Source organism: Micromonospora globbae (assembly GCF_036184225.1).
GTDB classification, from domain to species: domain Bacteria; phylum Actinomycetota; class Actinomycetes; order Mycobacteriales; family Micromonosporaceae; genus Micromonospora; species Micromonospora globbae.
The window spans coordinates 1,979,310-1,998,594 of record NZ_CP108084.1 but is presented as its reverse complement, the minus strand read 5'-3'; the positions used below and the strand labels follow the sequence as shown (position 1 = coordinate 1,998,594).

18 protein-coding genes and 2 pseudogenes are annotated in these 19,285 nt (G+C 73.7%); 13 read left to right on the top strand and 7 right to left on the bottom strand.

All coding sequences use genetic code 11. The features are described 5' to 3' along the window. Positions 1 to 138: 138 nt before the first annotated feature. From OG994_RS08925 to OG994_RS08910, 4 genes are all read left to right on the top strand, one after another. Positions 139 to 1,257: a CapA family protein gene (locus OG994_RS08925; protein ID WP_328852794.1), complete on the top strand. Its 1,119-nt coding sequence runs from the start codon at positions 139 to 141 to the stop codon at positions 1,255 to 1,257. Positions 1,258 to 1,395: 138 nt separating this feature from the next. After that, positions 1,396 to 3,273 (top strand): Xaa-Pro dipeptidyl-peptidase, encoded by a 1,878-nt coding sequence (locus OG994_RS08920; RefSeq protein WP_328852793.1) that lies wholly within the window; start codon positions 1,396 to 1,398, stop codon positions 3,271 to 3,273. A 223-nt stretch (positions 3,274 to 3,496) separates the two neighbouring features. Then, positions 3,497 to 4,159 carry a GntR family transcriptional regulator gene (locus tag OG994_RS08915; RefSeq protein ID WP_328852792.1) on the top strand — a complete coding sequence of 221 codons (663 nt, stop codon included), beginning with the start codon at positions 3,497 to 3,499 and terminating at the stop codon, positions 4,157 to 4,159. Then, positions 4,156 to 5,496: an MFS transporter gene (locus OG994_RS08910; protein ID WP_328852791.1), complete on the top strand. Its 1,341-nt coding sequence runs from the start codon at positions 4,156 to 4,158 to the stop codon at positions 5,494 to 5,496. The genes OG994_RS08915 and OG994_RS08910 overlap by 4 nt, the downstream gene beginning before the upstream one ends. On the opposite strand, the gene OG994_RS08905 is transcribed toward OG994_RS08910, so the two are convergent. Beyond that, positions 5,471 to 5,890 carry a hypothetical protein gene (locus OG994_RS08905; RefSeq protein ID WP_120331319.1) on the bottom strand — a complete coding sequence of 140 codons (420 nt, stop codon included), beginning with the start codon at positions 5,888 to 5,890 and terminating at the stop codon, positions 5,471 to 5,473. The genes OG994_RS08910 and OG994_RS08905 overlap by 26 nt on opposite strands. A 269-nt stretch (positions 5,891 to 6,159) precedes the next feature. Here OG994_RS08905 and OG994_RS08900 point away from each other — a divergent pair, with 269 nt between their 5' ends. Continuing rightward, on the top strand, positions 6,160 to 7,248 hold the full coding sequence (locus OG994_RS08900; RefSeq protein WP_120331320.1) for an S-(hydroxymethyl)mycothiol dehydrogenase: 1,089 nt from the start codon (positions 6,160 to 6,162) through the stop codon (positions 7,246 to 7,248). Further along, the gene (locus OG994_RS08895) at positions 7,245 to 7,874 is read left to right on the top strand and encodes an MBL fold metallo-hydrolase (RefSeq protein ID WP_120331321.1); all 630 of its coding nucleotides are present in this window, start codon (positions 7,245 to 7,247) and stop codon (positions 7,872 to 7,874) included. Before OG994_RS08900 ends, OG994_RS08895 begins: the two co-directional genes overlap by 4 nt. Positions 7,875 to 7,951: 77 nt before the next feature. On the opposite strand, the gene tsaA is transcribed toward OG994_RS08895, so the two are convergent. Next, positions 7,952 to 8,368: a tRNA (N6-threonylcarbamoyladenosine(37)-N6)-methyltransferase TrmO gene (tsaA, locus tag OG994_RS08890; RefSeq protein ID WP_328852790.1), complete on the bottom strand. Its 417-nt coding sequence runs from the start codon at positions 8,366 to 8,368 to the stop codon at positions 7,952 to 7,954. Between the two features lie 96 nt (positions 8,369 to 8,464). Between tsaA and OG994_RS08885 the strand changes: the two genes are divergently transcribed. The 4 genes and pseudogenes from OG994_RS08885 to OG994_RS08875 all read left to right on the top strand — a co-directional run bounded on the left by OG994_RS08885 (position 8,465) and on the right by OG994_RS08875 (position 11,352). Beyond that, positions 8,465 to 8,941, top strand: a complete 477-nt coding sequence (locus tag OG994_RS08885; protein ID WP_120331323.1) for a VOC family protein — start codon at positions 8,465 to 8,467, stop codon at positions 8,939 to 8,941. A gap of 496 nt (positions 8,942 to 9,437) precedes the next feature. Then, positions 9,438 to 9,623 (top strand): annotated as a pseudogene (locus tag OG994_RS31675) (hypothetical protein); the annotation flags it as partial. A 78-nt stretch (positions 9,624 to 9,701) separates the two neighbouring features. Continuing rightward, positions 9,702 to 10,145 (top strand): annotated as a pseudogene (locus tag OG994_RS31670) (hypothetical protein); the annotation flags it as partial. Positions 10,146 to 10,761: 616 nt separating this feature from the next. Then, positions 10,762 to 11,352, top strand: coding sequence for a hypothetical protein (locus tag OG994_RS08875; protein ID WP_328852789.1), 591 nt, complete (start codon positions 10,762 to 10,764; stop codon positions 11,350 to 11,352). Positions 11,353 to 11,515: 163 nt separating this feature from the next. Here the strand turns inward: OG994_RS08875 and OG994_RS08870 are convergent, their stop codons facing one another. Together OG994_RS08870 and OG994_RS08865 are read right to left on the bottom strand one after the other, a co-directional pair. Next, on the bottom strand, positions 11,516 to 12,955 hold the full coding sequence (locus OG994_RS08870) for an MFS transporter (RefSeq protein ID WP_328852788.1): 1,440 nt from the start codon (positions 12,953 to 12,955) through the stop codon (positions 11,516 to 11,518). A gap of 75 nt (positions 12,956 to 13,030) precedes the next feature. Then, entirely contained in the window at positions 13,031 to 13,267 is a 237-nt protein-coding gene (locus OG994_RS08865; RefSeq protein WP_120331362.1) for a hypothetical protein, read from the bottom strand. A 157-nt stretch (positions 13,268 to 13,424) separates the two neighbouring features. On the opposite strand from OG994_RS08865, the gene OG994_RS08860 reads away from it, so the two are divergent. Then, positions 13,425 to 14,585: a geranylgeranyl reductase family protein gene (locus tag OG994_RS08860; protein WP_120331327.1), complete on the top strand. Its 1,161-nt coding sequence runs from the start codon at positions 13,425 to 13,427 to the stop codon at positions 14,583 to 14,585. Positions 14,586 to 14,936: 351 nt separating this feature from the next. Continuing rightward, on the top strand, positions 14,937 to 15,143 hold the full coding sequence (locus tag OG994_RS08855; protein ID WP_328852787.1) for a hypothetical protein: 207 nt from the start codon (positions 14,937 to 14,939) through the stop codon (positions 15,141 to 15,143). Between the two features lie 61 nt (positions 15,144 to 15,204). Here the strand turns inward: OG994_RS08855 and OG994_RS08850 are convergent, their stop codons facing one another. Then, complete coding sequence (locus tag OG994_RS08850; RefSeq protein WP_328852786.1) at positions 15,205 to 16,995, bottom strand: bifunctional metallophosphatase/5'-nucleotidase; 1,791 nt, start codon at positions 16,993 to 16,995, stop codon at positions 15,205 to 15,207. 220 nt (positions 16,996 to 17,215) lie between these two features. Here OG994_RS08850 and OG994_RS08845 point away from each other — a divergent pair, with 220 nt between their 5' ends. After that, positions 17,216 to 18,118, top strand: coding sequence for an SDR family oxidoreductase (locus OG994_RS08845; RefSeq protein WP_328852785.1), 903 nt, complete (start codon positions 17,216 to 17,218; stop codon positions 18,116 to 18,118). Between the two features lie 37 nt (positions 18,119 to 18,155). Here the strand turns inward: OG994_RS08845 and OG994_RS08840 are convergent, their stop codons facing one another. Together OG994_RS08840 and OG994_RS08835 are read right to left on the bottom strand one after the other, a co-directional pair. Continuing rightward, on the bottom strand, positions 18,156 to 18,815 hold the full coding sequence (locus OG994_RS08840) for a nucleotidyl transferase AbiEii/AbiGii toxin family protein (RefSeq protein WP_240033178.1): 660 nt from the start codon (positions 18,813 to 18,815) through the stop codon (positions 18,156 to 18,158). Next, positions 18,812 to 19,153, bottom strand: coding sequence for a hypothetical protein (locus OG994_RS08835; RefSeq protein WP_120331329.1), 342 nt, complete (start codon positions 19,151 to 19,153; stop codon positions 18,812 to 18,814). Before OG994_RS08835 ends, OG994_RS08840 begins: the two co-directional genes overlap by 4 nt. Positions 19,154 to 19,285 lie beyond the last annotated feature (132 nt).

Sequence of the window (19,285 nt, the reverse complement as noted above, 5' to 3'; positions counted from 1 at the left end):
TCGTCCACACGATAGCCAGCCCTCCGGCCGGTCGGGGCCGAATCTCCGGCCCGCGCCGGCCGTACCCGCGAGCGCCGCGGTGCGGTGGATCCGGCGGTACGGCGGATACGGCGGGCGGCCGAGCGGGAGAGTGGTCCGGTGGCCGACGATCGCCTGAGACTCTTCCTCGCCGGGGACGTGATGACCGGACGCGGCGTGGACGCCGTGCTCCCGCACCCGGGCCCGCCCGAGCTGCGCGAGGAACTGGTCCGGGACGCGCGGGACTACGTCGGGCTGGCCGAGCGGGCGTCCGGCCCGCTGCCGCGCCCCGTACCCCCGTCGTGGCCGTGGGGCGCGGCCCTCGACCTGCTCGACGACCTCCGCCCCGACGTGCGCGTCGTCAACCTGGAGACCGCCGTGACGGGGCGGGGCGCGCACGAGCCCGGCAAGGCCGTGCACTACCGGATGCACCCGGCCAACGTGCCGTGCCTCACCGCGGCGCGGCTCGACGTCTGCGCGCTGGCCAACAACCACGTGCTCGACTTCGGCCCCGACGGTCTCGCCGACACGCTCGACGCGCTCGCCGGCGCGGGCATCGCGACGGCCGGCGCCGGCCGGGACGCGGACGCGGCCTGGCGTCCCGTCCGGGTCCCGATGCCCGGTGGCCGCCGGCTGCTCGTCTTCGCGGTGGCCGCCGCGTCGAGCGGCGTGCCGCCGTACTGGGCCGCCGGGCCCGACCGGCCCGGCGTGGCCCACCTGCCGGAGGTGACGGCGGCGTCGGCGGACGCGCTCGCCGAGCGGATCGCCGCGCAGGCCGGGCCGGCGGACCGGGTGCTGGTCTCCGTGCACTGGGGGTCCAACTGGGGGTACGCGGTGGCGCCGGAGCAGCGGGAGTTCGCCCGCCGCCTCGTCGAGGCCGGGGTCGACGTGGTGCACGGCCACTCGTCGCACCACCCGCGACCCGTGGAGGTCCACCGTGGCCGGCTCGTCCTCTACGGGTGCGGCGACCTCCTCGACGACTACGAGGGGATCAGCGGCCGGGAGGAGTACCGGCCGCAGCTGCGGCTGCTCTGGCTGCCCACGCTCGACGCCGCGACCGGTGAGCTGCGCGAGCTGCGGGCGGTGCCGGTGCGGATGCGCCGGATGCGGCTGGAGCGGGCGACGGCGGACGAGGCCCGCTGGCTCGCCGACCTGCTCACCCGGCTCGGCGAGCCGTTCGCGGTGTGCGCCGACGGGCTGCTGCGCGCGACCCGCCACGGGGCGGAGGGACGGGGGTGAGGCCGGCGGGTCGGCGGGCGCCCGTCGTTCGACGGTGATCGACGTGAGCGCCGCGCGAACCTAGGATCGGGGTGAACCGATCTTCGGGATCACCCCCTGGCCGCACCCCGGCCACCAGCCCGACCGAAGGGAGACGCTGTGCGTCGACCCCCCTATCTCGCCCTGCTCGGCGTCGGAGTCTCCGGCGTCCTGGTCCTCAGCGCGGCCCCGGCGGCGGCGGCTCCCCGGCCCACGGCCGCCGCACCGGGCATCGTGGTCAGTGACGGCATGACCCAGCCGGTGTTCTCGCTCGCCGACGCCATCGAGGAGCGGGTGTACGTCCAGACGCCCGTGGACACCGACCACGACGGCCGCCTCGACCGGGTGGCCATCGACATCTCCCGGCCCCGGGAGACCGCCACCGAGGGCTTCAAGGTGCCCGTCATCTTCGAGCACAGCCCGTACCGCAAGGACACCTGGGGCGACGTGCCGTACCCGAGCGTCCTGGTGGACGCGCTGCCGCAGAACGGCGTCACCCGCTCCGGGCTGCGTTCCCTCGACATGGGGGTCCAGCGCGCCGAGGCGAAGGCCAACCTGCCCGGCTCGCTGGACGACTACTACGTCCCGCGCGGCTACGCCGTGGTGCTCGGCCAGAGCGTCGGCACCGCCGACTCGGACGGCTGCCCGACCAGCGGCGACCAGGCGGAGACCCTCGGCACCAAGGCGGTCATCGACTGGCTGAACGGGCGGGCGAAGGCCTTCGACGCCAACGGCGCGCCGGTCACGGCGGACTGGACCACGGGCGCGGTCGGCATGACGGGGGTGTCCTACAACGGCACCCTGCCCAACCAGGTCGCCACGACCGGCGTGGAGGGACTCCGGACGATCGTGCCGGTCTCGGCCATCAGCAGCTGGTACGACTACTACCGGGCCAACGGTCTGGTCGTCGCCCCCGGCACCTACCAGGGCGAGGACACCGACGTCCTCGCGCAGTTCACCGCCGGGCGGGCGCGGGCGGAGGGGCGCTGCGCCGACGAGATCGCCGCGCTCACCGCGGAGCAGGACCGGGTGACCGGCGACTACTCGAGGTTCTGGGCCGACCGTGACTACCTCGACGCCCGCCGCGTGGAGGCCAGCGTCTTCGTGGTGCACGGCCTCAACGACTGGAACGTGAAGACCGAGCACTTCGCCGGCTGGTGGGACGAGCTCGCGAAGCGTCACGTGCCGCGCAAGATCTGGCTGCACCAGGGCGGGCACGGCGGCCCCGGCAACAACGCGTCGGTGACCCTGCCGGACGGTCGGACGTGGACCTACAAGCAGACCGAGAACCGCTGGTTCGACTACTGGCTGTGGAACGTGCCCAACGGCATCATGGACGAGCCGACCGCGGTGCTCCAGCGCGAGGACCGGGTGTACACGACGTACGCCAACTGGCCGGACCCGGCCGCCCGTGAGGTGGCCGTGAAGCTGGCCGCGACGGATGCCGCCCGGCCGGGCACCCTCACCTCGGGCCACCGGCCGAAGGCCAGGGTCGAGCAGAGCTTCGTCGACGAGGGCCGGACGATCCACCCGGACACCCTCGTGGCCGACCCGGACGCGGCGAGCCCGAACCGTCTCGCGTACCTGTCCCCGGCGTTGACCGACGAGGTCCGCATCTCCGGACGCCCGGAGATGCGGCTGCGGATGGCGATCGACAACAAGCCGGACGCCAACCTCACCGCCTACCTGGTCGACTACGGCCCTGCCGGCTCGACGGCCGAGCCGAGGGTGGTGACCCGGGGCTGGATGGACCCGCAGAACCGCACGGACCCGTCCCGCACGCGGCCGGTCAAGCAGGGCAAGCTGTACGACTACCGCTGGACCCTGGAGCCGAAGGACTACGTCTTCCCGGCGGGCCACCGCATCGGCGTCGTCGTCTTCTCCACCGACCAGGAGTACACGCTGCTGCCGCTGGGCGGCACGAAGCTGCGGGTCGCGCCGAACGACAGCGAGGTGCGGCTGCCGGTGGTCGGGGGCCGGACGGCGCTCGGCTTCTGAGAGCGACCGCCGCCGCGCCGCGGCGGTGAGGTGAGCAGGTGGGGCGGCCTCCGTGGCCGCCCCACCGGTGTCTGCGCCGGTCGACGGCGCCCGCCCCGGCGGCCGGCCGTCACCGGCGGCGGTGGGCCGACGACGCCCGGCACACCGGCCGCCGGAGGTGGTACGCGCCACGCCGCGCGGCCCACCCCGGCACGCGCCTCCACCATGGGCGCACGATAGATACATGACGCATCCCTCGGCGCCCTCCCGGGCCGCCGCGCCGTCCGCCGCGGAGCGCGCGTACCGCCACCTCAAGCAGGCCATCCTCGAGCAGGTCTACCCCGGCGGGTCGCTCGTCAGCGAGGGGGAGATCGCCGAGGCGACCGGTGTCTCCCGGACGCCGGTGCGCGAGGCGCTGCTGCGGCTGGAGTCGGAAGGGCTCGTGAAGCTCTACCCGAAGCGGGGCGCCCTGATCCGGCCGGTGTCCGCCCGCGAGATCGCCGACGTCGTCGAGGCCCGCCGCCTGGTCGAGCTGCACGCCGCCGAGCGGGTCTGGGCCCGCCGCGCCGAGCTCAAGGCCGACCTCGGTCGCTGGCTGACCGAGATGCGCGCCGCGCACGCGGCCGGTGACCTGAGCGCGTTGATGGCCGCCGACCGGGCCTTCCACGCCACCGTGGTGGACGCCGCCGGCAACGAGATCCTCGCCGAGCTGTACCAGCGGCTGCGCGACCGGCAGCTGCGCATGGGCGAGGCGAGCTTCCGCCTCTCGCCCGGCTGGGCCGACGTGGCGCTGACCGAGCACGCCGCGCAGCTCGCGGCCCTCGACGACGACGATCCGGCACGGTGGCTGGCCGCCGTCGCGGCACACATCGACAACTCGGCGACCGTGCTGCGGACCCTGCGGTGAGCGCCGCCCCCACCGTCTCCCGCCGCTCCGCCCTGCTCGTCTGGGGCGTGGCCCTCGCCGCGTACGTGGCGGCCGTCTTCCACCGCAGCTCCCTCGGCGTCACCGGGGTCGACGCCGCGGACCGGTTCCACATCAACGCCTCCGCGCTGGCCACCTTCTCCGTGGCCCAGCTCGCCGTGTACGCGGCGATGCAGATCCCGGTCGGGATGCTGCTCGACCGGTTCGGCTCGCGGCGACTGCTCGTCGTCGGCGGCGTGCTCATGGTCGCCGGCCAGCTCTGCTTCGCCCTCGCCACCGACGTGCGGCTCGCCGTCGTGGCGCGGATCCTCGTCGGGCTCGGCGACGCGATGACCTTCATCAGCGTGCTGCGGATCGTGACGTTCTGGTTCCCGGGCCGCACCAACCCGCTCGTCGTGCAGCTCACCGGCACCCTGGGCCAGCTCGGCGCGATCCTCGGCGCCGTACCCCTGGTGGCGCTGCTGCACCACGCCGGCTGGACCCCGGCGTTCCTCGTCGCCGCGGCGCTGGGCGCGACGGCCGTGCTGCTGGTGCTCGTCGCCGTGCGGGACACGCCCCACCGCGAGACCGCCCCGGGGTCACCCCGGCCGGCAACGGTCCGCCCGGTCCTCGCCGCCGCCTGGGCCCACCCGGGCACCCGGCTCGGCCTGTGGACGCACTTCGTCACCCAGTTCTCCGGCACCGTCTTCGCCCTGCTCTGGGGTTACCCGTTCCTGGTGCAGGGGCAGGGCCTCACGCCCACCGCGGCAGCGTCCCTGCTCACCGTGATGACGGTCGCGGGCCTCCTCGTCGGCCCGCTGCTGGCCCACCTCTGCGGCCGGCACCCGCTGCGCCGCTCGGTGCTGGTCTTCACGGTGGTGGCCACCACCGCGGCCGCCTGGACCGTGGTGCTCGCCTGGCCCGGGCCCGCTCCCCGGTGGCTGCTCGTCGTGCTGGTGCTCGTGCTGGCCGTCAACGGCCCCGCCTCGATGATCGGCTTCGACTACGCCCGGACCTTCAACCCGGCCAGCCGGATGGGCAGCGCCTCCGGCATCGTGAACGTCGGCGGCTTCGTGGCCTCGATCATCCTGGTGCTCGCCGTCGGCGTGGTGCTCGACCTCGCCACCCCGTCCGGCCGTGGCACGCCGGACCTGGCCGCGTTCCGCTGGGCGTTCGCCGTGCAGTACGCGCTCTGGGCGCTCGGCGCCGTCCAGGTGCTCCGCTACCGCAACGCGGCCCGCCGCCGGCTCGCCGCCGACGCGGCGTCCGCCGAACCGGTCACCCTGCCGGGCGCGGCCGGCGGGGCGGTGGCCGTCAACCGCGCGAGCGGCGGGGCGTGAGGCCGTCGAGCACCAGCGTCAGCCCGGCGCCGACCAGCCAGACGTCCTTGGCCAGCCCGGTGCCCGCCTCGGTGGGGCGTACGCTGCCGGGCTGGCGCAGCCCCGGCGTCTTCAGGTAGAGCTGCACCAGGCCGGCGCCGAAGGCGGTCAGCCCGAGACCGACCAGGGCCGACGGGACGAAGGGGACGAGCAGCGCCGCCCCCAGCGCCACCTCGCTGTACGACAGCAGCTTGGCGAACCGGTCCGGCGGGATCTGCCGCAGCTGGGGGATGGCGCCGACGGCCATGCCGTGCATCCCCTGCGCCGCCTCGCCCTCCAGGTTCCGCTTCGACAGGCCCGAGTTGAGCACGAACGCGCCGACGGCGGCGCGGAGCGGCACGTGTGCCACCTTCATGATTACTCCCTGCGGTGAGAGTCGGACCGTGCCCCCGCCTACCCCGGGGCCGGCCGAGCTAACCCGCCCGTACGGCGTCGCCCGCCGGTCCGGTGCGCCGGGCTGGTCCGGTTTGCTCGGGCTGGTCCGGCGTGCTCGGGCTGGTCCGGCGTGTCGGGGCTCTAGGCCGGGCGCGAAGATCGCGATAGGTTCAGCCCGGGCCGACCGGCGGTCGTGCCGCGCGCCGACCGGCCGCCCCCGACACCACCGCTTGAGCAGGAGGGGAAACCGTGAGCCAGGAGGTCCGGGGAGTCATCTCCCGCAGCAAGGGCGCGCCCGTCGAGGTCACCACCATCGTGGTGCCGGACCCGGGGCCCGGTGAGGCGGTCGTCCGGATCCAGTCGTGCGGGGTCTGCCACACCGACCTGCACTACCGCGAGGGCGGCATCACCGACGACTACCCCTTCCTGCTCGGGCACGAGGCGGCCGGCATCGTCGAGGAGGTGGGCGAGGGTGTCACCGAGGTGTCCCCGGGCGACTTCGTCATCCTCAACTGGCGGGCGGTCTGCGGGGTCTGCCGGGCCTGCCGGCGTGGCCGCCCCTGGTACTGCTTCGCCACGCACAACGCTTCGCAGAAGATGACCCTCACCGACGGCACCGAGCTGGCCCCCGCCCTGGGCATCGGCGCATTCGCCGAGAAGACGCTCGTGCACGCCGGGCAGTGCACGAAGGTGGACCCGGCCGCCCGGCCCGCCGCCGTGGGGCTGCTCGGCTGCGGGATCATGGCCGGTCTCGGCGCGGCGATGAACACCGGTGGCGTGACCCGCGGCGACTCGGTGGCCGTGATCGGCTGCGGCGGTGTCGGGGACGCGGCCGTCGCGGGCGCGGCGCTGGCGGGCGCGACGACGATCGTCGCGATCGACACCGACGCGCGCAAGCTCGACTGGGCCCGCCGGTTCGGCGCCACCCACACCGTCGACGCCTCCGCCGAGGACCCGGTCGAGGCGATCCGCGCCGCCACCGGCGGCTTCGGCGCCGACGTGGTCATCGACGCGGTGGGCCGCCCGGAGACGTGGAAGCAGGCCTTCTACGGCCGCGACCTCGCCGGGACCGTGGTGCTGGTCGGCGTGCCGACCCCGGAGATGACCGTCGAGGTGCCGCTGCTCGACGTGTTCGGCCGCGGCGGCGCCCTCAAGTCGAGCTGGTACGGCGACTGCCTGCCCAGCCGCGACTTCCCGATGCTGACCTCGCTCTACCTGCAGGGCCGCCTCGACCTCGACGCGTTCGTCACCGAGGAGATCGCCCTGGACCAGGTCGAGGAGGCGTTCGCCCGGATGCACCGCGGCGACGTGCTGCGGTCGGTGGTGGTGTTCCCGTGACCGCCCGCGTCGACCACGCCGTCACCTCCGGCACCTTCTCCCTCGACGGGCAGACCTTCGACGTCGACAACAACGTCTGGGTGGTCGGCGACGACGACGAGTGCGTCGTCCTGGACGCGCCGCACGACGCCGACGCGATCCTGACGGTGGTGGGGGAGCGCCGGGTCCGCGCGATCCTCGCCACGCACGCGCACGACGACCACGTCCGGGCCGCCCCGGCGCTGGCCCGGGCCACGGGGGCGCCGGTACTGCTGCACCCGGCCGACCGGGTGCTGTGGGACCTGGTCCACCCGGACGTGGCACCCGGCGGCGACCTGCGGGACGGCGCCACCGTCGAGGTGGCCGGCATCGCGCTGCGGGTGCTGCACACCCCAGGTCACAGCCCCGGCGCCTGCAGCTTCCACGCGCCGGCGCTGGGCGCCGTGTTCACCGGCGACACCCTCTTCGCCGGCGGACCGGGCGCCACCGGCCGCTCGTACAGCGACTTCGGCACGATCATCGAGTCGATCCGGACCCGGCTGCTCACCCTGCCGCCCGAGACGGTCGTCCACACCGGGCACGGCGACGACACCAGCATCGGCGCCGAGGCGCCGCACCTCGACGAGTGGATCGCGCGCGGCCACTGACCCGAGGCGGTCGTGGAGTCCGGGACCGCCGCCGGTGCCGGCGGCGGTCCCGCGAGCGCCGCCCGCCGCCGCGGGGGTCAGCGCTCGTCTGGGCCGCCCAGCACCGGCTTGACGTCGAGCACCGGGGTGCCGTCCAGCGCCTCCAGGTCCGCCACCCGCACGCGCAGGCCGTCGACGGCCAGCAGGCGTACGCGGTGCAGCCCGATCGGATTCGGCCGGTGGGGCGACCGGGTGGCGAACACACCGGTCTCCGGCCGGGACACGTCCCCGCGCGGGTGCACCGTCAGCACGTCCCGGCGGGCCCGGTCGAGCCAGGTGAGCACCAGCACGTCGGTGCCGGGGCGCAGGTCCCGTACGGCCGGCGCGACCTCCGGCACGAAGACCAGCCAGGACTCGGGCGCGCCCTCGTCGCCCTGCTTCGGCGCGGTCGCCGCATCGGTGAGCGGCGACTCGACCCAGCCGACGGGCCGCAGGACGTGCCGTACCTCGCTCATCCGGGCTCCTCGCCGTACGCCATGGGGTTCCACACCCTATCGTCCGGTCCCGGCCGCCGGGGGCCCGCGTGTCCGGGGCGGCTAGGATCGGTCGGCGTGCCCCACGATGCCGCCGACCGTCCGCCCGCCGTCCGTCAACTCCGGCTCGTCGTCGAGGCCGAGGACTACGAATCGGCGGTCGCGTTCTTCCGCGACGCGCTCGGCCTTCCCGAGCAGGCCGCCTTCTCCGGTGACGGTGACGCCCGGGTCGTCATCTTGGACGCCGGACGGGCGACCCTGGAGATCGCGAACCCGGCGCAGAAGCGGATGATCGACGACGTCGAGGTGGGCCGGCAGGTGGCGCCTCGCATCCGGGTCGCGTTCGAGGTCGACGACGCCAGGGCCGCGACCGCGCGCCTGGTCGCCGCCGGTGCGGAGGAGATCGCCCCGCCGACCGTCACCCCCTGGCAGTCGCTGAACGCCCGCCTCGACGCGCCGGCCGACCTCCACATCACCGTCTTCCAGGAGCTGCGCACCCTCGAGGAGCGGTCGACGCTCGACGGCTTCGGCACCGACGGCGACCGGGAGCGCTGACCCCCGGTCGATCCGCTGGGCGGTTGCCGCTCGCACCGCTGCGGCGCCGCCGACACCGGTTGGAATCACCGCCCTCCCGCCGCTGTTGGTGACGCGGGCGGCTTCGGTGGTGCTGACACCGACATCCTGGTCGCCCGCGCTCGCGTCGACCCGTCGCCCGCTGCATGCGGCTCGGCCCCTGTCGATGCGGCGTTTCCGCCGCGCCCGGTGCCTGTCGGCTCGACTGATCAATATCGGACCGGTCGCGTCGTCCGTCGGGTTCGCGTCGCCTGACCGGACGGCACGACGCGGCGTCTCGGCCGGCCTGTGCTGACTGTCCGTGTTCCCGAGGTGACCGGGATCGCATCCGGCCGGGGCCTGCGCATATCCGGAATGACCGACAGGCCAACCTCGTTGTGTCCCCCGTACCGCCCGAGCACAAACCCGTTTCCGGTGCGGACATCCCCCGAGGAGTGCTCATCCCCGAGCGCTTCGCATGATCGAAAGGGCAACCATCGTGAAGCTGGACTTCACTCGATGGCTCCCGGCCATCGCGAAGGACTCTTACCGCAAGACCGCACTGAGCGTCGTGGGTGTTGCCGCCATCGGCGGCCTCGCACTCGGGCCGACCGCAGTGGCCGCCCCCGTCACTGCCGGACCCCACGAGGGTGCCATCGCCGCCATCGACCTCGCCACCGGCAAGCCGGGGGCGGAGCGGCACGACGACCAGGCCAAGTCGGGCCTGACCACCGGGTCCGGCCACGGCAACCCGTTCAGCGCCAAGCCGAGCCGGGACAAGCTCGTCCCGTACGGCGTCCAGGGCGCCCAGTCGCGCATCCCGCTGGACGACGCGCAGCTCTCCAACGCCAAGGCCATCATCGAGGCCGCCAAGAAGACCGGCGTGGGTGAGCGGGGCGCGGTGATCGGCGTGGCCACGTCGCTGCAGGAGTCGAAGCTGTACAACCTCGGCCACCTCGGCGCGTACAACGACCACGACTCGCAGGGCCTGTTCCAGCAGCGCCCGTCGTCCGGTTGGGGCACGCCCGACCAGATCACCGACCCGGACTACTCCGCCACCGCGTTCTTCAACGCGCTGAAGAACGTCGACGGGTGGCAGGGCCTGCCGCTGACCCAGGCCGCGCAGACCGTGCAGGTCTCGGCGTACCCGTTCGCGTACGCCCAGTGGGAGGACCAAGCGGCGGACATCGTCCAGCAGCTCTGGTGAGTGTGTCGACGTTCGGCCGGCCCCGGTAGGGGCCGGCCGTTTGTCGTGTTCGGGCCGGGCGCGCCGGCGCTGGGGGCGGTCTGTTGCGACATGTTGCGCGGCGCGCCGGTCGGGCGGCCAGGGTCCGGCCATCCGGTATGCCGGGTGTCGGGCCGCATGGGGTGGACCTGCTCGCCCCGTGCGGTGGCGGATCGCCGGCTGTCCGGTATGGGGTGGTCTGGGGTGTGGCCGGTGGCACTCGGGGGCCGGAATCGTGGGCGGGCCGGGGTCGTTGAACACCCCTGACGGCCGAGGCAGCAGGCCCCCCGGCCTGCGTGGCCCGCCCGATCGGCGGGACCCCCGGGAATGATGGCCGGCCGCCGGTCGTTGAACACCGAACCACGGCCCCGGTAGGGCACCGCCCCGCCGCCGCCCCCCGGCCTGGCGCCGGGGAATGACGGCCGGCCCCGGGTCGTTGGATACGGACCCGGCCCGGTGCGGCACCCCCGCCCACCACGCGCCGTGGAACCCCCCGAGACTTCCCCCCCTTTCGAGCACGCCCGTGCTCGTCCCCCTGAGATCCACGCCCCGATCCCCCGAACGGGTGTGGACCTTCACCCCCCGAGGAGCTTTGATCATGAACACGATCCTGCGGAAGAGCATGCTCAGTGTCGCTGGTCTGGCCTTCGCCACCGGTGTGGCCGCCGGCCCCGTGACCGCCCACGCCGCCCCGGTGCACGAGGCGAAGCCCGTCGCGGTCGTCCACACCGACAAGCCGGGCGTGGACACGGCGAAGCTGATCCCGCACGGCACCCAGGGCGCCCAGTCCCGCATCGCCCTGAACGACGAGCAGACCGCGAACGCGAAGGCGATCATCGCGGCGACGAAGAAGAACGGCCTGCCCGAGCGGGCGGCGGTCATCTCCATCGCCACGAGCCTTCAGGAATCCAAGCTGGAGAACCTGGGCCACCTCGGTGACCGCAACGACCACGACTCGCTGGGCCTGTTCCAGCAGCGCCCGAGCTCGGGTTGGGGCACGCCGGAGCAGATCACCGACCCCGAGTACTCCACCACCGCGTTCCTCAAGGGCCTGAAGCAGGTCGACGGCTGGCAGGACATGCCCCTGACCGACGCCGCCCAGACCGTGCAGGTATCGGCCTACCCCGACGCCTACGCCCAGTGGGAACAGCAGGCCGCCGACCTCGTCGCCCAGCACTGGAACAGCTGACAACCGCAACCACACGATGGCCGGCACCCCGAGGGTGCCGGCCATCGTCGTGTCCCGGCCGGCCCACCCCGTCGCGGTGATCATGAGGTTGGCGGGGGCGAGCCGGACAATCCTCCCCGCCAACCTCATGATCGACGGGGTAGGGTCGGGGGCGTCGGCGGTCTCAGGGGTCGTGGCGGCCGAGGATGATGTCCACGACGGCGGCGACCAGCGCGAGCGCGATGATGATGGTCGCCACCACGAGGGCGTGCTCGAACGCCGACGTCCAGTCGCCCCGGCTGCTGGCCAGCGCGGCGAAGAACACCGAGCCGACCGCGGCGATGCCGGCGGCCGCCCCGATCCGCTGCCCGGTCTGGAGCATGCCGGCGCCGCTGCCCGCCTGCGGTACGGGCACCTCGGAGAGGGTGAGCGTCTGGTTCGGCGCGATCACCAGCCCGCTGCCCAGGCCGGCGAGGAGCAGGGGCGCCGCCGTCACCCACGGCACCGGCGCGTTCGGGAAGAGCCGGAGGGCCAGTGCCGTGCCGGCGAGGCCGAGGACCACGGCGAGCAGCCCGCCGGCGACCAGTGGTCGGCCCAGGCGGTTGACGATGCGGCCACCGAGCGCGGAGGCGGCCGCCGAGCCGAGCGCGAACGGGGTGATGGCCAGGCCGGCGATCAGGGCGCTGTAGCCGTGCCCGTTCTGCAGGAAGAGCGTGAAGATGAAGAAGATCGCCGTGAACCCGCCGAAGTAGATGAGGGCGATCAGCGCGCCCAACGTGTACGACCGGAAACGGAACAGCTTCAGGTCGAACAGCGGCTGCCGTTGCCGCGCGTACCGCCGTTCCCACAGCGCGAACGCGAGCAGCACCAGCAGCCCGACGGGGATGAGCGTCCACTTCCACGGCGTCCGCCACTGCTGTTCCTGCACGAGCGGCAGCAGCACGAGCAGGACGCCGACGCCGAGCAGCACCACCCCCACGGGGTCGAGTCGGTGCTGGTCCCCGTGCCCCTTGACCCGGCTGGGGAGCAGCCGCCACCCGAGGATCATCGCGATGATGCCGACCGGCACGTTGACGAAGAAGACGTACCGCCAGCCGTGGTCCTGGCCGCCGAGGGCGATGAGCAGTCCGCCGAGCAGCGGCCCGACGGCGGTGGAGATGCCGATGGTGGCGCCCAGCAGCCCGAAGGGGCGCGCCCGCTCGGGCCCGCGGAACATCTCCTGGATGACGCCGGTGACCTGGGGGTTGACGATGCCGGCCGCGGCGCCCTGGAGGAGTCGGGCGATGACGAGCCAGGTGGGGGAGGGCGCCAGGCCGGCGAACGCGCTGGTGAGGGTGAACAGTCCGATCCCGAAGACGAACGCGTTGCGCCGGCCCCGGGCGTCGCCGAAGCGTCCGGCGGGGACGAGGACGAGGCCGAACGTCAGCGCGTACCCGGAGAGAACCCACTGGAGGTCACTGGGCGACGCGTGGAGTGCCCGGTCCAGAGAGGGCACGGCCACGTTGACGATGCTGACGTCGAGCAACGTCATGAACGCGGCGACCAGGCCGACCCCGAGGGCCTGCCAGCGTCGCCGGTTCTCTGCTGGGTCGATGTCGGCCGGCTGGGTACCCGCCGCGCTCATCGTGCCCCCCGTCGACCGTCGATCATGTACCCCTGACCGCTACCCCGGCCAGCGGGGGAGGAACCCTCGCGAAGGTCACGCCATCTGGCGCGCGCAGAACCGCGGACCGAAATCCAGCCCGGCCATCGGCGAGTCCTCCCGGTGCAGCAGGTTCTTCTCGGTGAGCAGGTGCAGCGGAGTGTGCAGCTGCTCCTCGGTCAGCCCGGCCTCCTCGGCGATCATGTCGGGGTACGGTACCTGTCCGCGGGCCTCCAGTGCGGCGACCGCCTGGTACACCCGTTCCTCGATCTCCGACAGTTGCACCCGCTGCATCATGTCCTCCTTCGGTCGCGCCCGCCGCTGGACCGGCGGTTGCGCTGCGCGGTTACCCCTTGGCCGCCCGAAGATGCCCACCCGAAAGGGGGGCGGACCGGGCGGCGCGGGGCCCTGCCGGCGGTCGGGGCGCGCCGGGGTGCCCTAGGCTGCATCCGTGATCGTCTGGGATCTCGCCGTGGTGGGGGCAGGCCCCGCCGGGCTCTCCGCCGCGTACGCCGCGGCCCGCGCGGGCGTACGCACCCTGGTCGTCGAGCGGGCCGCCCATCCGCGGTACAAGACCTGCGGCGGTGGCCTGATCGGCACGTCGCTGGCCGCCGTCCAGGACCGGATCGAGGTGCCCGCCCACGACCGCGTCGACCGGGTGACGTTCACCCGCAACGGGCGGCGCCAGTTCAGCCGCCGGCACGGTGGGCCGCTCATCACGATGGTGCGCCGGGAGGAGTTCGACGACCGGTTGCGCGCCGCCGCGGTGGAGGCCGGGGCCGAGGTACGCGAGCGGGCCCCGGTGCGGGCGCTCGAACAGGACGCGGACGGCGTACGCCTGCGGTTGGCCGACGGCTCCACCGTGCGGGCGCGGACGGTGATCGGCGCGGACGGCTCCTCCGGGGTCACCGCCCGGCACGTGGGCGTCCGCTACCGGCAGGTGGACCTGGGGCTGGAGCTGGAGATCGAGGTGCCGCCGGAGCAGCAGGAGCGGTGGCGCCGCCACGTGCTGCTGGACTGGGGGCCGCTGCCCGGGTCGTACGCCTGGGTCTTCCCGAAGGGCGACCGGCTCACCGTCGGTGTGATCGCGGCGCGCGGGGAGGGGGAGCGCACGCGGGACTACCTGCGGGCGTTCGTCGACCGGCTCGGCCTGGCCGACGCCCCGGCCGCGCACGACTCCGGGCACCTGACCCGCTGCCGGGCGGAGGATTCCCCGCTGCGCCACGGGCGGGTGCTGGTCGTCGGGGACGCCGCCGGGCTGCTCGAACCGTGGAGCCGGGAGGGGATCAGCTACGCGCTGCGCTCCGGTGAGCTGGCGGGCGCGGCGGTGGCCGAGGGTGACCTGGGCGCGTACGAGCGGGCGGTGGCCGAGCGGTTGGTGCCCTCGATGCGGGCCGGCCATCGGTTACTCGATCTCTTCTCGCGCCGGCCGGAGGCGTTCCACGGCCTCGTGGCGACCCCGCCCGGCTGGCGGATGTTCGTGCGGTTCTGCCAGGGCCGGGCGAGCTTCGACCAGGCGATGGCGCGTCCGGAGGTGCGGGCCGTCCTCGCGGTGCTGGACCGCCTGCCGGGGCCTCGCCGCCGTGACCGGCGGGACGCCGTGTCGGCCTGACCCCGCCGTCGGCCTGACCCCGTCCGGGGAGCCCGCACGCGCGTCCCACCTCGACGTGACAGTCCCGGAGGTCGGGCCGCCCCACCGTGACCCGCTGCGGACGCGGCCTGGGTCGGCTCGGCCCGGGGCCTGTCGCCGCCGGTCACCGACGCACCCGTTCGTCGCGCAGTCCTTCTACCACCCAGGATCCTAGGATGCCTTACGCGATGTGAGGTCCGCGGGAACCGACAAGGCACCCGACGACGGGAGCCGCGACCAGCGGCCGAGTGGGGGAGTCGCCCGCGGCCCGACGGGTGCTCGTGTCCGTGCCGTGCCGGGGCGAGAATGGACCTGCGCGAGAGGGGGTGCCCGATGAGCGACGACCACGGTGGGCCGAGCACCGACCACGGCGAGCCGAGCTTCACCGAGGAGGAGTACGCGTTCCTCCGGCACGTGCGGTTCGGCGAGCTGCCGCCCGCGGTCCGGCCCGAGGAGCGGATCGCGCTCACCGAGTCGGATCCGGGTCGGGTGCTGCCGGTCGACGACCCGGAGCGCTGGGACCTGCGGCACGGCGCCTGAGGCCGGTGCCGGTGACGCGGACGGGCCGCGGGTTCACCCCACGGCCCGTCCTGGGCGTCGGTCAGAAGACGGGCACGCCGTCGCGGACGAGCCGCCAGTTCGGCTGGAAGAAGTCGGCCGGGTCGATCGTGCCCTTCTCCTGCGCCCAGTCGATCAGCAGCTGGCGGATCTCCTGCTGCTCGTTGTAGACCTGGGTCTTGACGATGCCGGGGAAGTTCCCGCCACCACTGCGGCGGTAGTTGTTCACCGCCACGACGAACTGCGCGTCGTCGGCCACCGGGGTGTCCGTGCCGGGCAGCACGAGCCGGGTGATCCGCTGGCCCACCGGCTTGGCGATGTCGATGTCGTAGTCGACGCCGGAGAGGGCGTCGTAGTTGTAGTCGGGCACCAACGGGTCGCTGATGGTCTCCGGGTCGACCGGGGCGCCGGGAGCGAGCGTCACGAAGTACTTCGCCGAGTACTCCAGGTAGGCGCGCACCTCGGCGCCGGTGAGCACGACCGCCTCGAGCGTGTTGTCGAAGACGTAGAGCCCCGCCACGTCGCGGATCTTCACGTCGCCGGCGGGGAAGACCGCCGTGCGGCTGAACGGCGAGGCCTGCGACAGCACCGGCAGGTCGGCGTACTGGGTGCCGGCCAGCGCCTTGGTGACCGTCTCGGCCTGGACGTGGTTGATGAAGTCCAGGATCGGGGTGTCCTTGTACCGCGACTCCACGGTCGACATCTCCACCGTGGCCCGGGCGACGACCTGGTTGACGTACGCCACGGTCTTGGCGTGCTGGGCGCGCACGGCCGCGAGGACCTTGGGGTCCTCCACGACGGTGTTGGTGTTCAGCATGGTGGCGGACTTCTTGGTGATCGTCCACCGGCCGCGCTCGCGGGCGAGCGTGAAGTCCATCCGGGTGAGGCGCTGGCCCCACTTCGACGGCTCGGACAGCAGCACCTGCTCGCCGGTCTTCTCGTTGGTCACGAACCGCTCGACGACCTCGTTGTGCGCGTGTCCGAAGAGGATGGCGTCGATCCCGGGCACCTGCTGGGCGATCAGCGCCACGGGGTTCTCGTTCGGCAGCTCCGGTCCGTAGCTGGAGGTGCCGCTGTCGCCGCCGTGCGCCGAGATCAGCACGATGTCGGCGCCGCGCTCGCGCATGATCGGCACGTACTTCGCCGCGGTCGCGATCATGTCGTCGAAGCGCAGCCTGCCCTCGACGTTGCCGCGGTCCCAGATGGCCACGCCGGGGTTCGTGAGGCCGAGGATGCCGACCCGCAGGGTCGGTGCGGCGAAGCCGAGGGAGACCTTCTTGATGACGTACGGCAGGAAGGCCGGCTTGCCGGTCTTCGCGTTGATCGCGTTGGCGGCCAGGGCCGGGAAGCCGAGCTGGCGGATCCAGAGGTCCAGCAGCGGCAGGCCGTAGTTGAACTCGTGGTTGCCCAGCGTCACGGCGTCGTAGTCGATGATGTTCATGGCGCGGGCCATGGGGTGCTTCTCGCCGGTGCTGGTGATCGGCTCCTGCTTGGCGTAGAAGGTGGCCAGCGGAGTGCCCTGGATGGTGTCGCCGGCGTCGAGCACGAGCGTGGCCTTGCCGCGCCGCTCGGCGCGGATCTGGTTGATGAGCGTGGCCAGCTTCGCGACGCCGATGTCGTTGTGCTTGCTGTCGTCGTACTCGGCGTCGCCGTAGTAGTCCCAGTTGTAGACGTTCCCGTGGGTGTCGGACGTACCCAGGAGGGTGAGGTCCCAGGTGCGCTTCCCGGCCGCGCCGGCCGCGTGCGCGGGTGCGGCGGCGACGAGCGGGGCGGCGGCCGCGGCGGCGGCCGCGGCGAGCACCTGCCGGCGCGAGGGACCGGAGGGAGAGGTCATGATGTGCCCTTCCATGGGGGTGGACGCGCCGGTGGGCGCCGAGCGCACCATAACCACCGCTCGTCACTCCTGTTACAGGGGCCCGATCAGTCACCGTCCGTGAGCGCCGTCGGGGCGGGAGGTCGGCGCCGGGTGCCGGCGTCGCGTCCGGCGGTTTCCGGGCGATGTGCCCGGGTAGGGCGGTGGGGGACCGTTCCGGCAGGTGCGCGAGGAGACGTCGGTGAGTGAGGACCAGTACCGCCAGCAGGACCCGACCAGCCAGTACGGCCAGCGTTCGGGGCAGCCGAAGCAGCAGCAGAACCCGCCCGGGGTCACCGGGCGGATGACCCCTCGGCCGGACCACGGCGAGGAGTCCTACCGGGGCAGCGACCGGCTCGCCGGCAAGCGGGCGCTCATCACCGGCGGTGACTCCGGCATCGGCCGGGCCGTCGCCATCGCGTTCGCCCGGGAGGGCGCCGACGTGCTGATCTCGTACCTGGGCGAGGAGGAGGACGCCGACGCCCGGGACACCGTCCGGCTCGTCGAGGAGGCCGGGCGGCGCGGGGTGGCCGTCCGCGGCGACCTCGCCGACGAGCGGCACTGCGAGGCGCTGGTGGAGCGGGCGGTCGCCGACCTCGGTGGGTTGGACATCCTCGTCAACGTCGCGGGCTACCAGATGTCCCAGGAGAAGGGCATCCTCGGCGTCAGCACCGAACAGTTCGACCGGGTGATGAAGACCAACCTGTACGCGCTGTTCTGGCTCTGCAAGGCCGCGCTCCCGCACATGCCCGACGGCTCGGTGATCATCAACACGGCGTCGATCCAGGCGTACGAGCCGTCGCCGCAGCTCATCGACTACGCCACGACGAAGGCGGGGATCGCGAACTTCACGAAGGCCCTCGCCGCCGGCGTCGCCGACCGGGGCATCCGGGTGAACGCGGTCGCCCCCGGCGCGGTGTGGACGCCGCTGATCCCGGCCACGATGCCCGAGGAGGCGGTGGAGTCGTTCGGCGCCAGCTCGCCGATCGGGCGGCCGGGGCAGCCGGCCGAGCTGGCGCCCGCGTACGTCTTCTTCGCCTCCCAGGAGTCGAGCTTCGTGACGGGGGAGGTGCTGGGCGTGACGGGTGGCCGCCCGATCACCTGAGTCGCGGGGCGCCGTCGGGTGGCGGCCCGGCCGGCGGTCAGCGGGGCCAGGTGGCGAGGCGCTGCCGGACCCGCGCCACCGCCGCGGCATCGAGGCCGTAGCGGGCGAACCGCTGCGCGGGGATGCGATCCAGGTAGCGGCCGGCGGCGCGGACGTCCTCCGGGTCGAGGGCGGGGTCGACCTGACGGGCCAGGTCGAGCAGCTCCGCCACGTCGTAGTGGTCGAGGGCCGCGGCGACGTCGATGTAGTCGCGTACCTCGCGCCGGTTCACGAGGGCGGCGATCTTGTTGGCGACGAGGTCGCGGACGTCCATGACCGGGCCGAGATCCATCACGACGGGGCTGCGGTGCCGGTCGAGGCGGGCCAGGCTCAGCCGGATCTGCCGGCCGTCCCGGCTCACCACGAAGTCCTTCATGTCCTGCTCGTAGCCCTCGAACAGGTCGGCGACGTCGCCGTCCGGGTCGGCGTCGGCCACCTCGAAGCCGGCCCGTTCGAGGGCGGTACGCACACCCGCGGCGGCGGCCGCGGCGGCGCCCTCGACGTCGGCGAAGAGGTCGACGTCCTCGGTGGGGCGGGCGACCAGCCCGTGCGCGGCCCAGGCCACGCCGCCGCCGAGGACGAACCGGTGCGGTCCGGCGGCCGTGAGCGCCACGCGGGCCACCTCGCGGTAGAACTCGTGCAGGTGGGGTGCGTTCACGCGTCGCGCAGCGCCGGGTGGCGCTCCTCCCACGCCCGGCGTACGCCGCGGGGAAGGTTGAGCAGGGGCCACACCTGGCGCAGGGTGCGACCGTCGATCAGCTGGCGCAGGTCCTCGGTGCGGGTGGTCTCGCGCAGCACGTTCTCGTAGAGCCAGAGCAACTGGTCGGGGTCGGCGAGGTCGAACGTGCGCTCGGCGTTCCACATGAGGCGTACCGGCAGCTCGACGATGCCGTGCGTGGGTCCGGTGAGTTCGGCGAGGGTGGGGGTGACCACCGCAGGGCGCCCCGGTCGGGCCAGGAAGGCCACGCCGGCGAGGCTCGGTGAAGTGCCCTGCATGGTGCCAGGGTAACGCCCGCCGGGCCGGCCGGTGTTGATCGACTGCGTTTCGTGCGGGCCGAGGCGTGATCGACTCGTCGTGCGGGGCGGCGGCTGGCTGGTCGGGTGGGCGATCCCGGGCGGTCCGGGGCT